Raw genomic sequence first — 13,684 nt, 5'->3', positions numbered from 1 at the left:
GTGATCCTTGGGCAATTTTGAGACTTTTCCGGGGGTGCGTGCTATAATTTAAGGAAGAAAATGCATGGGGGATGCAAAAGATGAAAGAGAAAAAAATATTTTTATCCGTGATGAAAACGTATCTGGTGTTGGTGATGATCCTGTTGATTGTACTGATTGGCTGTTCTTTTTATTCCTATCAGAGTTTTAAGAGCAATACGAAAAATGCGCAGGTTGCATTATTAAATCAGGTACAGCATGAGATGGACATTCGGCTGGAAAATATTTCAAAGATCAGCCAGCTTCTGGCGGATCATCCGATTGTTCAGGAAATAGCGGAACTGGAAGATGAGCAGCCGGAGTATCAGCTGAAGTATACAGAATTGAATCAGGTTCTGCGCAATGAAAATACGATGCAGCAAAGTGAAGCAGAAACGGTATTGTATTTTAAAAACAGCAACGCTGTGTTTACTGGAAACTATCGGTACCAGGACGAAAATTTGGATGCATTTTTGAAAAAGAAAGGAATTTCTGAAGAAGAATTTCAGAATCTGGTTTCCCTGGAAAGAAATAAGGGAGCATATCAGATTTTAAAATCGGGCACAAAAAGTGCGGTACTGATCCATTTAAACCCAATTTTGGATAAAAGCTATCATCGGGCTGGTGTAGTTATTACGTTTGTTTCTGTCAGAGAGTTTGAAAAAATATTAAACCTGAGTGACTATATTGAGCAGAGTATTTGCTGCATGGCAAACGGAGATCGCTCCCTGATGATTGGTACCGTTCCGGAGGGACAGGATGTGCTGCAGCAGAACAGTTATGAAGAGATTGTGTGCAATTCCGAACCTGTGATGCAGGAAATACAGGGAAAACGATATATTACAATGGGAATATCTTCCCAAAGCGGAGTATGGAACTATTATTTTTCTATTCCAATGTCGATTTTTTATCAGCAGAACAGAACATATTTTATCATTATTGCGGGTGCTGTTCTGATGAGCCTGTTGGCAGGCGTTTTTCTGGCATGGCATTACAGTAAAGCATTTTCAGAACCAATCCAGGAGATTCTGGATACGTTTCGGATGGATGGAGCAGACAGTTATCCTGAAATGATGAAATCCTTGGAAAAAACAATGCTTGTCTATGAGTATAGGCTGCATGACATACAGAAACAGTTAAGAGGAAGTATGCAGCAGCAAAAAGATGAGTTTCTGTTTTCCATGTGCAGAGGTAATATCAATGAGAAAAAAGTACAGGAAAAACTGAGTAAATATGAGATTTCATTAAAAAATGCTCCGTTCGAATTTATGATGTTCCAATACAGGGAGATCGAAGAATCTACATTTTGTGTGAATGGTACGGTAGATTATGATCTGCTGTTGTTTGTAAGTCAAAATGTTATTGAGGAGTTGCTTTGTAAGAACGGAGGGGCTGCATTTCGTCATGACAGAATGATCTTGTGTATCTGTCAGCCGGTGGAAGAGGCTGATGTACTCAATCAGCTGCTGAACCAGATCGTTGATTTCCACAAGGATGTTATTCATGCAGAACTGTGTGTGTTCCGCGGAGGCCAGGGCAGTGAGCTAAGCGATATTCCAGAGCTGTTTTTAAATGCGGAGGAAATGGCAAACTATAAGACTTTCTGGGAAAAGGATATTCCGAATATTTTAGACTATCGTGACAGCAAATCCAGGAAAGCGCTGGAAGAAGATTCTATTTCGCTGGATATTCAGAAACGCTTTTTAAATCTGCTGTCCATCAAAGACTACACGAATGCGTATGAACTGCTGACAGAACAGTTAAATATGGTGGAACAGGGAGAAATCAAAAACTTTCAGTTGGAGCGATACAAAATTTATGGTTTGGTAAGCAATCTGTTGGAAGGAATTCCACATGTGGATCAGCTCGAGAAAAACAGCACGGAAGAAGCAAGACAGATCGGTGAGATTCTGGAATCACTTTCTAATGTAAGATCACTGCAGGAGATCAGGGAAAAAATTGATCTTCTGTTTGAAAAAATTATTTCCTATCAGAAGGGAACGGAGAAAGAAGGCTTTCCATGGGTATGGGAAGTGCAGAGTTACATTGAGAAAAACTATGCAGACCCGCAGATGGATGTGCAGTATCTGGCGGAAAAGTTCCATCTGTCAACATCACATCTGAGCAGAAACTATAAAAAAGTAACGTCAATTGGTGTGAGAGACAACATTCATATCGTGCGGATTGCGAAGGCAAAAGAACTTTTGATGCAGGGAATGAGCGTGCAGGAAATTGCGGAAAAGGTAGGATATGTGGAATCCAGAGCATTGATTCGTACGTTTAAACGGTATGAAGGAGTGACTCCGGGCCAATATCGGGAAACTATGGTGCAGAAATAGCAGAAAATGAGTACCACCACAAGAAAAGGCCATAAAAAAGCAGCAGAAAAAGGAGGGAAGCCACAAAAAGTGGTTCTTTCGAACCGGCAGGGAAGACGATACAATCAGATTAATGATAAGTCCGGCGGGAAGAAAGGAGCACATATGAAAACAAAAAAATTTACAAGGAAGGAAATCGTAAAAGACTGGAAGAAAAACAAACTGCTGTATCTTATGGCGGTTCCGTTGATTGCATTTTTTATCGTATTTGCATATCTTCCAATGGGAGGCATCCTGATGGCATTTGAAAATTACAAGCCAAAACTTGGAATTCTCAGAAGCCAATGGGTAGGTCTGGAAAATTTTAAAGACTTTTTTCAATCGGTATTTGCGTGGCGTGTCATTCGGAATACGGTTGTGCTGAGTATGTTGCAGCTGATCATTGAGTTTCCGCTCACGATCATTTTTGCGCTGCTTCTGAATGAACTGAAGGATTCCATTTTCAAAAAAGGTGTACAGATGATTACCTATATGCCGTATTTTATTTCCATGGTCGTTCTGGCAGGTATCATTGTAGACTTTACCAAAAGTACAGGTGTCCTGTCGCAGATCGTTACCTTTTTTAGTGGAAAACAGGTAAATCTGTTATCCGATCCGGCGTGCTGGCGTCCTTTGTACATTGTTTCGGATTTATGGCAGGGACTTGGCTTTGGAAGTATTATTTATGTAGCAGCACTTTCCGGCGTGGATCAGGAACTGTATGAGGCAGCAAAAATTGACGGAGCAAACCGCTGGAAACAGACACTGCATGTAACACTGCCTGGAATTTCCTCCACCATTATTATTATGTTGATTCTGCGAATCGGTTCCATCATGTCGGTTGGATATGAGAAGACCATTCTTTTATATAACCCTCAGGTTTATGAAACCGCAGATATTATTTCCAGTTTTGTTTACCGAAAAGGTCTGGAAGAGTTTAACTATGGATACAGTACGGCTGTCAGTCTGTTCAACTCTGTGATTAACTTCATTATGCTTGTAAGTGCAAATGTTATCAGCCGGAAGTACTCGGAAACAAGTCTGTTTTAGGAGGAAAAAACATGAAAAAAACAAAAACGTCTCTGGCGCGAAAAATATTTATTGTATTTGACTATCTGGTTCTAATTTTTCTTGCAGTTGTATGTTTGCTGCCGATTCTTCATGTGGCGTTTGCATCGGTTTCTGATCCCAACTGGGTCATGAACCAGAGCGGATTGATTTTAAAATCACATGGTTTTACGCTGGAGGGATATAAGCTGGTATTTCAGACAAGACAGTTGATGGGAAGCTATGGAAATACTCTTTTTTATGTGTTTGCATCGACAGCACTTGGAATGCTGATTACTGTATTGGGAGCGTATCCGCTTTCGAAAAGCGATCTGCTCTGGTCGAATGCACTGATGCTGATTATTTCCTTTACCATGATGTTCAGCGGAGGAATTATCACGTTCTATATGGTAGTAAGAAGCCTTGGAATGTACAATACCCGCCTTGCGGTTATTCTTCCGACGTGTGTCAGCGCATTTAACCTTATTCTGGTCAGAACGGCAATGGCAACGCTTCCGAAAGAACTGGAAGAATCTGCGCGTCTGGATGGGGCAGGACCAATTGCTGTACTTTTTAAGATTGTTCTTCCATTGATAAAAGCAACGCTTGCAACAGTAACGCTGTACTATGTAGTTGCAAACTGGAATTCCTGGTTCAATGCATCCATTTTCCTGACAGACCGGGACAAATATCCACTGCAGCTGATTCTGCGGGAAGTACTGATCCGAAACGATACAAGTTCGGCAACATCCGCATCTTCAGGAGAACTTGCAGGACTTGCGGATTCTTATAAGCAAATTATAAAATACTGCACCATTATGGTGGCATCTGTTCCAATTTTATGTTTTTATCCGTTTGTTATGAAGTATTTTAAAAAGGGTGTTATGGTAGGATCAATCAAAGGCTAAGGAGGAAGATCATGGAATTTTACGAAAAAGTCAATCGAATTGCGAAAACAGAAAAAGGAGAAATTGAGGGGATTCCGGGAAATATTCCACAGTATACGGTATTTAAAGGGATTCCTTATGCAAAAGCCCCAGTTGGAGAGCTCCGCTGGAGAGAGCCGCAGGAAACAGAAAAGTGGGAAGGCGTTTATCATGCAGATCATTTCGGACCGATTGCGCCGCAGATGCGCCACCCGAAAGGCAGTTTGTATGGTGATGAATTTTTCCAGTCCGCAGAAGATATGAGTGAAGACTGTCTGTACCTGAACATCTGGACGCCGGAAGTGAAGGAGGAGAAAAAACTGCCGGTTCTGTTCTGGGTACATGGCGGCGGACTCACAGGTGGATATGGATTTGAACCGGAGTTTGACGGAGAAGCTTTTTGCAAAGAAGGCGTGATTCTGGTAACGTTTAATTATCGTCTGGGCGTTCTTGGATTCCTCTGCCACGAGGATCTGGCAAAAGAAAGTGAGCATGGTGTTTCTGGAAACTATGGTCATCTTGACCAGATTGCCGCACTCAAATGGGTAAGAAAAAACATTGGTGCGTTTGGCGGAGATCCGGATAATATTACAATTTTTGGACAGTCTGCGGGTGCATTCAGTGTGCAGACAATGCTTGTGTCACCGCTTACCAGAGGAGATATTGCCGGAAGTATTATTATGAGCTGTGCGGATATCAACTGGCCGGATCCAGGCATGGGGCAGAAACCGATGGAAACAGCAGAAAAACAGGGCGCTGAATTTATGAAAGATGCAGGATGCCATTCCATAGACGAACTGCGCGGCAAGAGTGCAGATGAGCTAATGGCAGTTATGATGAAGGGATTTATGAAATATCCGATGGGAACGGTGATCGATCATTATCTGCTGGATGAGGCAGTATCCGACAGTTATTATCAGGGAAATTACCCGGATCTGCCGATGATGATTGGAAACACCGCCGGGGAATGGACTCTGGTATTCGGCGTACCGGAAGACCCGGAAGTCTGGAAAGAACAGCAGCGTCAGATGATGGGACCTGCAGCGGAAAAATACCTGGAACTGCTGCAGGTAGAGAAAAAAGAAGACATTATGCGCGCGATTCAGGAAAGCCATTCCTGGATGGTAAAAAACAGAGTATTGTGTGAGCTGAATATCAGACATGATCATAAACCGTGCTATCTGTATCTGTTTGACCACGATCTTCCAGGGAACGAGGCAGGATCCTTCCATTCCTCCGAGCTGTGGTATGTATTTGGAACTGTTGCACGCTGCTGGCGTCCAATGACGGGAACGGATTATGATATTTCCAGAGTTATGACAAAAAGCTGGGCGAATTTTGCAAAACAGAAAAATCCAAATGGAGAGGGTGTACCGGAATGGAAGCCATATCAGCCGGAGAATCCTCAGAACATGGTATTTTCGGAAAAGACAGAATGCAAAGAAATCAAAGAACTGGAAGTACAGCGGTATTTAAAAGAAATTATGCTGGAACATGCATAAAAGGCTGAAAGAAAAGGAACCTGGGCAGAAAAAGCAGGTTCCTTTTCTACATAAAAAGACAAATTCCAGGGAAAAATTCTCCGCTCCGCCTTTTGGCGGAATTTTCTGCATTTTTTGGTACAAAACGTATAAAGATTGTGAAATAAATAATTATCAATTGAATCATCTTACAAAACATGGTAAAATATGGCTATCAATCGGCGGACAAAGCGGAAAAAAGAAAGGGGATTTGAAAACAATGGGTTACAAATCAGACATTGAAATTGCACAGGAATGTACCATGCAGCCGATCACAGCGATCGCAGAAAAAGCAGGTATTGATGACAAATATCTGGAGCAGTACGGAAAGTACAAAGCAAAAATTGATTACAACCTGTTAAAAGACACCGATGCGGAGGATGGAAAACTGATCCTTGTTACAGCGATCAACCCGACACCGGCAGGAGAAGGAAAAACAACAACATCCGTAGGACTGGTAGACGGACTTTCCAAAATCGGCAAAAAAGCAATGGTTGCACTTCGTGAGCCATCCCTTGGACCGGTATTCGGCGTAAAGGGCGGAGCAGCAGGCGGCGGATACGCACAGGTTGTTCCGATGGAGGATATCAACCTTCACTTCACCGGTGACTTCCATGCAATCGGTGCAGCAAACAACCTGCTGGCAGCTATGATCGACAACCACATTTTCCAGGGCAATGCTCTGAATATCGATCCGAGAAAGATCACCTGGAAACGATGCGTAGATATGAATGACCGTCAGCTTCGAAGCGTTGTAGACGGCCTTGGCGGAAAAACAAACGGAATGCCGAGAGAAGACGGCTACGATATCACCGTAGCATCTGAGATCATGGCAGTTCTGTGTCTGGCAAGCGACATCTCAGATCTGAAAGAAAGACTTTCCAGAATTATCATCGGATATACCTACGGAAAAGTAGCAGAGCAGAAACCGGTAACAGCAGGAGATCTGCATGCGCAGGGCGCTATGGCAGCACTCTTGAAGGATGCCCTGAAACCAAACCTGGTACAGACACTGGAAGGAACTCCGGCTATCGTTCACGGCGGACCATTCGCAAACATCGCACACGGCTGTAACTCCGTAACAGCAACTAAGATGTGCCTGAAATTAGCAGATTACACTATCACAGAGGCAGGCTTCGGTGCTGACCTTGGTGCTGAGAAATTCCTCGACATCAAATGCCGTATGGCAGGCCTGAAACCGAATGCAGTTGTAGTCGTAGCAACTGTTCGTGCCCTGAAATACAACGGCGGCGTTCCGAAAGCAGAACTGAACGGCGAGAACCTGGAAGCTCTGGAGAAAGGTATGCCGAACCTTCTGAAACACGTAAGCAACATCACAAACGTATACAAACTGCCATGTGTCGTTGCCATCAACGCATTCCCGACCGATACCGAAGCAGAGCTGAAGCTGGTTGAGGAGAAATGTAAAGAGCTCGGTGTCAACGTTGTTCTGTCCGAGGTATGGGCAAAAGGCGGCGAGGGCGGTATGGCTCTGGCGGAAGAAGTTGTCCGTCTTTGCGAGCAGCCGAACGATTTCACCTATGCATACGATCTGGAAGGCTCCATCGAAGAGAAGCTGAACGCCATCGTTCAGAAGATCTACGGCGGAAGCAGAGTTGTCCTGACCGCAAATGCACAGAAACAGGCAAAACAGTTAGAGGCTCTCGGATTTGGCAACTGCCCGATCTGTATGGCAAAAACCCAGTACAGCTTGACCGATGATCAGACCAAACTCGGCGCACCGACCGGATTCGAAGTTACCGTACGTAACCTGAAAATCTCCGCTGGTGCAGGCTTCATCGTAGCCCTGACCGGTGACATCATGACCATGCCAGGTCTGCCGAAAGTTCCGGCAGCAGAGCGTATCGATGTAGACGCTACTGGAAAGATTACAGGATTGTTCTAATAACACAGGATATTGTCTTGAAAAGACAGAATAAAGCGTGAAATAAAACACAGAAAAAAAGAGACATTCCTTCGTGAATGTCTCTTTTTTTACGTTTTTATTGCAAAATATTACAAAAGATAATATAATTTCTAATGATAACATGGAGAGAAAAGCAGATATAATATAGTAAGGGAGTTACTTGCCAATGACATCGAAGAAAAAATTGAGAAGTCTTCTGGGCGGTACACTTTTTATGGTGCTGATGCTCAGCGTACATCCGACGACTGTTTCCGCGAGTGCTGTGGGGAGCAGCACGGTGATGGACCAGTCTGTGGAGACAGAGGATCAGCAGAGCGGGATACAGAGTGAAACGCAGACACAGGCTTCACAGGACAGCGGTGCTGCTGTGCGGGCCAGTCAGAATGGCTGGGTTAAGGCAGGCGACGGCGGCTGGTATTTTTATGAGAACGGACAGCTGAAAACAGGATGGCTTTACCGGAATGGAAACTGGTACTGGCTGGATCCGGACCGGAACGGCCGCATGGCAGAAAACAGCTGGTTCACATACGATAATAATCTTTATTATGCCAAGGGAGACGGAGCAATCTATAAAAATGGTTTTCAGGAAGTAGATGGAAACCTTTATTATTTCCAGAGCTGGGGCGGCATTCAGAGAAATGTGTATCTCAGCATCAGCGGAAAAATGTATTATGTACAGGAAAATGGTATCGTTGCCCGTGGAATAGTCAGAACAATGAATGGACATGGTGATCTCTGCGCATTTGATGATACTACGGGAGCGCAGATCACACAAAAAGGCTGGCTGAAAAAAGGCACATCATATTATTGGGTAAGAGAAGACGGCGTCCTGCAGACCGGCTGGCTGCTGTACGATGACAACTGGTACTGGTTTGATGATAATGGTGTCATGATGACATCCGGCTGGAAAGAAATCAACAACAATCTGTATTACTTCCGGAGCTGGGGCGGCATTTATAAAAACGGTTTCCAGAGCATCGGAGGAAACGAGTATTATTTCCGGAGCTGGGGTGGTGTATATCGAAACACCTTCTTTACCGTAAAAGGAAAAACCTACATAGCGCAGAATGACGGATCGATCTATCATGCCAGCCAGACCGGCTGGGTTCAGCTGGGAGATCAGACTTACTGGATCAATCAGGATGGTTCTGTTCAGACCGGCTGGCTGAAGCTGGAAGGCAAATGGTACTGGCTGAAAGCGGACGGCACACGTGCTGCATCTGAATGGATCACGTATGACAACAACCGATACTATTTTGATGGTGACGGTGTGATGTACACCGGAATGAAAGAGGTTGACGGAACAAGATATTATTTCCACAGCTGGGGCGGCGTTTACCATAACGAATCTTTTACCTGGCAGGGAAAGAAATACTGGGCAAAGGATGACGGAACCTTCTATACAGGTGTCTGCGATATCAATGGAAAGAAATACTATTTTCTGGAAGACGGCGAGCAGATTACAAAAGAGGGCTGGTATCTGACCAACGGAACGTATTACTGGATCAACAAGGATACGTCGCTTCAGACCGGCTGGGTGAAATATGACAACAACTGGTACTGGATGAAAGAAGACGGTACGATGGCATCGTCTGAATGGATCACCTACGACAAAAACCGCTACTATTTCCGAAGCTGGGGCGGCATGTACACCGGAATTCATACCATCGGCGGAACAAAATACGCATTCCAGAGCTGGGGCGGTCTGTACCATGATCAGACATTTACCATCGGCGGTAAAACATACTATGCCAATTCAGATGGAACATTTGCCACCGGCTGGGTGCAGAACGGCGGAAAAACGTATTATTTCGATGAGGACGGCACAAGCCATACGGGCTGGCTGCTTCTGGACGGAACGCATTACTGGATCAACGCCAATGGAACCAGAAGAGATGACGAGCTGTTTCAGTACGACGGAAACTATTATTATGTAGACAAAAACGGCGTTATGGCGACAAGCGGCTGGGTATACTGGGATTATAACTATTATTATCCGAGAAGCTGGGGCGGCATGTACAAGAATGCGTTTATTACCTATGATAATAACCTCTATTACCTTGGATCTGACTCGAAAATGGCAATCGGCTGGCAGTCGATTGGCGGAAATACATACTATTTCCGAAACTGGGGCGGCATGATAACCGGAAAACAGGTGATCGACGGAAAAACGTATGTGTTCGATGAGGACGGCAAGCTGGTACAGAGTCCGGACGGATTTGAACCGTCCGCGCAGATCGGTGTCCGCACCGTACGGAACTTTCTGAAAAATGCACTGCTTCCGCTTGGAAACACCCTGTATATCTGGGGAGGCGGCCACACAGACGCAGAGGCAGAGAGTTACGGCGTCAATGCGCAGTGGAAACAATTCTTCAATACACAGAATTCCACCTACAACTATTCCGATCATCTGTATGAGTACGGAAAAGGTCTTGACTGTTCCGGCTATGTCGGATGGACCGCACATCAGGTGACGAAAGAGTATGCAACGACAACCTCCACTGGAATGCCGGCCTACTTTGCAAGAAAAGGCTGGGGAACCTGCGTGACAGGCGATACGTCCCAGAAATTTACGCCGGGTGATGTGGTCAGCAAGAGCGGTCATGTCTGGATTGTCATTGGCCAGTGCTCGGACGGCAGCGTGGTTGTCATTCATTCGACACCGCCGTATATTCAGCTTGGCGGAACCGTTTCTTCAACAGGAAGCATTAACAGTGAAGCTATTGAGCTGGCAAATGAATACATGAAAATGTATTATCCGGTTGCGTATGAGCGGTATGGTGTAAAAGTTCTTGACCGGTCCTATCTGACCGGTGTGAATCATTTCACCTGGAGCAGCAGTATCTTAAGTGACAGTGAAGGCTACCGCAGGAAGAAACCGGCAGAAATCCTGAACGATCTGTTCCAGTAAAATATCTTCTATAAAAAATAAGAGAGAATACAAAAAAACTTTGTAGTTCGTGTATTCTCTCTTTCTTTTTGCGCTGGAATTGTCTATACTAGAAGGTGCGTGAAAGACGCAGATCAGAAATACAAAAGAAAAAATCTGGAAAATAAAAATACAAGGGGAGTAAACATGCGAAAGAGCTGGAAATGGGCGCTCTGTCTTGGCGCAGTGTCGTTGCTGCTGCTGGGCGGCTGCGGAAAAGAAAAGACGGAACCAGTGGATCTGGTGCTGGTAACCGACGGCAGTGAGGTAGCTTCCGATGCCGTGTATCAGTCAGCATGGAACGGTCTTGCGCAGTATGGAGACGAGAGCGGTCTGAAATATGAAGCAAGTGTTCCGGCAGGACGGACAACAGAGGACTATGAAAACACCATCAAAGAGGCGGCGCAGAAGGGAGCATCCGTTATCGTCTGTGCCGGAACGAGCATGAGCCGCGCCGTTTACGATGCACAGCGCGACTGGAAGGACGTCCGTTTTCTGCTGCTGGAGGCAGAACCGGTCAGTGAGAGCGGCCGCAGCCGTCTCCGCGGAAATACAGAAAGCCTGGAAATTGATGTATCAGAGGCCGGCTACCTGGCAGGATATGCGGCAGTACAGGCCGGCTACACGCACCTGGGCTATATCGGACAGAAAAACGAAGAGAACGGAACAAAGTACGGGACAGGTTATGCACTCGGTGCAGAGGCGGCCGCTGCGGATCTGGGACTTGGAGAAAACAGCATCACGCTGGATTATACGTATCGGAAAAGCAGCAGCGTATCACCGTCGTATTTGGAAAAAATCAAAAGCTGGTATGGTGAGGGCGGACAGATTCTCTTCTCGGACGGTGCATCGTATCAGAATGTACTTGGCGCAGCAGCATCTGCGGCAGGCGGAGCACTGATCGCAAACGGCGGCGTGGAGGAGTACGCCAATGCCGTGTTGAAAGTACGTCTGGATTATGGAACTGCAGTTTACAATGCGTTAAAAGAAATGAAACAAAAGGATTTTGAAGGCGGGAAAATTGTAACGCGCGGCGTGACCGATCAGGAAATCAGTCTGGAATGGAATCAGGATGCGGTGCCGTACTTTACAGAGGATCAGTACCGGGCACTCTGTGCGAAATTCTCCGCAGAGGACTTTTCAATCCCTGACGGCGATGCGCTTTCCTCGCCGGATCAATACAAATTGAGTTGTGTGAGTGTACAGAAGGTAAAATAACATGTATCGTTACTGTTCACGAATTGTTTACAAAAAGTCGGGATATTTTTCCTTGCATCCATTTGTGAATTGTGATATTATGTAAAAGAATTGGGAAAAATATTTCAAAATTGTTACAGAATAATTGAATTTCTAAGAAACAGGGAAACCTGAAACAAAGAAACCTACATACAACGAATCAATTTGGGAGTGAAAGAATGAGAAAAAAATTTCTTGCCTTAAGTTTAGCAGTGATCGTAAGTGCAGCTCAGGTAATGACAGTAAGCGCCTCGAAACAGGAGCAGTTACAGCAGCAGCAGGCAGCACAGGCAGAGACCAGCGCACAGCTTGACAACGCAAAAGCAGAAATCGACGATCTGGAAACCAAAAAGAATCAGATTACCGGCGAGATTGATGACCTGGACGCACAGCTTGTCGTAACCATGGCATCCGTGGAAAATCTGAAAAATGAAATTGCAGAGAAACAGACAGAGATTGAAACAACACAGGAAAAACTGGCACAGTCCCAGGCTGAAGAGGACGAGCAGTACGAGCTGATGAAAAAACGAATCCAGTTCCTCTATGAGAGCGGCGGAGACAACGGCTGGGCAGCACTTCTTCTGGAGGGAAAAGATTTAAGCAGCATTCTCAACCAGGCTGAGTACACCCAGAAGTTATACAAATACGACAGAGAGTGCCTGCAGGAGTACATGGATCTTGTACAGCAGGTAACAGACTACAGCAATCAGCTTGCAGATGAAAAAGCAGATCTCGAAGCCAGTGAGGCAGAGCAGGAAGCACAGCAGCAGTCCCTTGAGGCAATGCTTGAGCAGAAAAAAGCCGTTTCCGATGACTACGAAAACCAGATCGCAGACCTGAACGACATGGCTGCACAGTACAACGCAGTACTGGCAGAGCAGAACGCAAAGATCCAGCAGATCCAGGAGGAGATTGCAGCCGAAGAGGCAGCAAGAAAAGCCGAAGAGGCCCGTCAGGCAGCAGAAGCAGCCGAGGCAGCCCGCCAGGCAGAAGCAGCAAGACAGGCAGCAGCAGAAGCAGCCGCAAGCAGTGCTGCAAATAATACAACAACGGCAGACAACACACCGTCCAGCACAGGAAGCTCCACCACGACAACAACACCGTCTAACGGAGGAAGCTCTTACGATGATTCTTCGTCCAGCGATACCAGCAGCTCGGATGATACCAGCAGCTCCAGCAGCACCGGAAGTGCAACAGGAAGCGCCATCGTATCCTATGCAACCCAGTTCATCGGCAACCCGTACGTATGGGGCGGCACAAGCCTTACCAACGGAGCTGACTGCTCCGGCTTTATCATGAGCGTTTACGCACACTTCGGATACGACCTTCCGCATTCCTCCAGTGCACTGCGTGGTGTAGGACGCGGTGTATCTTATGCAGAGGCTCAGCCGGGCGATATTATCTGCTACAGCGGCCACGTAGCCATCTACATCGGCGGCGGTGCAATCGTACACGCAAGCAATGAGCGCGACGGTATCAAGATCAGCAGCAACGCAGCGTATACCACGATTCTTGCGGTAAGACGTGTGGTTTAAAAAAGAATTACATAGTAAGAATTTTCAGATCCCGGGAGAGAAAAATCCCGGGATCTTTTGCGTTTTGCTTAAAATTGAGTGCATTCGCGTTAAAACTGTGATATACTAAAGCACATCGGAGATACAAGGGCGTATTGACCAACAGAAGGTCAGTATGCCCTTTTGCTTGTTAGGAAGAAGGGAGAATCG

At 45.7% G+C, this 13,684-nt stretch carries 8 protein-coding genes; all 8 read left to right on the top strand.

Annotated features, from left to right (window positions below; genetic code table 11):
• Positions 1 to 80 precede the first annotated feature (80 nt).
• Positions 81 to 2,357, top strand: a complete 2,277-nt coding sequence (locus tag DW769_RS11475; RefSeq protein WP_158579602.1) for a helix-turn-helix transcriptional regulator — start codon at positions 81 to 83, stop codon at positions 2,355 to 2,357.
• A 144-nt stretch (positions 2,358 to 2,501) separates the two neighbouring features.
• Entirely contained in the window at positions 2,502 to 3,425 is a 924-nt protein-coding gene (locus tag DW769_RS11470) for an ABC transporter permease (RefSeq protein ID WP_055267750.1), read from the top strand.
• An 11-nt stretch (positions 3,426 to 3,436) separates the two neighbouring features.
• A complete protein-coding gene (locus DW769_RS11465; RefSeq protein WP_117801541.1) occupies positions 3,437 to 4,330 on the top strand; it encodes a carbohydrate ABC transporter permease in 894 nt (297 codons plus the stop codon).
• 11 nt (positions 4,331 to 4,341) lie between these two features.
• Positions 4,342 to 5,850: a carboxylesterase/lipase family protein gene (locus tag DW769_RS11460; RefSeq protein WP_055267694.1), complete on the top strand. Its 1,509-nt coding sequence runs from the start codon at positions 4,342 to 4,344 to the stop codon at positions 5,848 to 5,850.
• 238 nt (positions 5,851 to 6,088) lie between these two features.
• Positions 6,089 to 7,774 carry a formate--tetrahydrofolate ligase gene (locus DW769_RS11455; RefSeq protein ID WP_118750397.1) on the top strand — a complete coding sequence of 562 codons (1,686 nt, stop codon included), beginning with the start codon at positions 6,089 to 6,091 and terminating at the stop codon, positions 7,772 to 7,774.
• A gap of 187 nt (positions 7,775 to 7,961) precedes the next feature.
• A complete protein-coding gene (locus DW769_RS11450) occupies positions 7,962 to 10,706 on the top strand; it encodes a hypothetical protein (RefSeq protein ID WP_118750396.1) in 2,745 nt (914 codons plus the stop codon).
• 165 nt (positions 10,707 to 10,871) lie between these two features.
• Positions 10,872 to 11,942: a BMP family ABC transporter substrate-binding protein gene (locus DW769_RS11445; RefSeq protein WP_147343055.1), complete on the top strand. Its 1,071-nt coding sequence runs from the start codon at positions 10,872 to 10,874 to the stop codon at positions 11,940 to 11,942.
• Between the two features lie 197 nt (positions 11,943 to 12,139).
• Positions 12,140 to 13,495, top strand: a complete 1,356-nt coding sequence (locus DW769_RS11440) for a C40 family peptidase (protein ID WP_118750395.1) — start codon at positions 12,140 to 12,142, stop codon at positions 13,493 to 13,495.
• Positions 13,496 to 13,684: the final 189 nt, after the last annotated feature.

It is taken from the genome of Blautia sp. AM29-29, from assembly GCF_003480555.1.
Taxonomy (GTDB): domain Bacteria; phylum Bacillota; class Clostridia; order Lachnospirales; family Lachnospiraceae; genus Fusicatenibacter; species Fusicatenibacter saccharivorans.
Note: the sequence above shows the minus strand (reverse complement) of the source record. Positions and strands in the feature narration are given on the sequence as shown.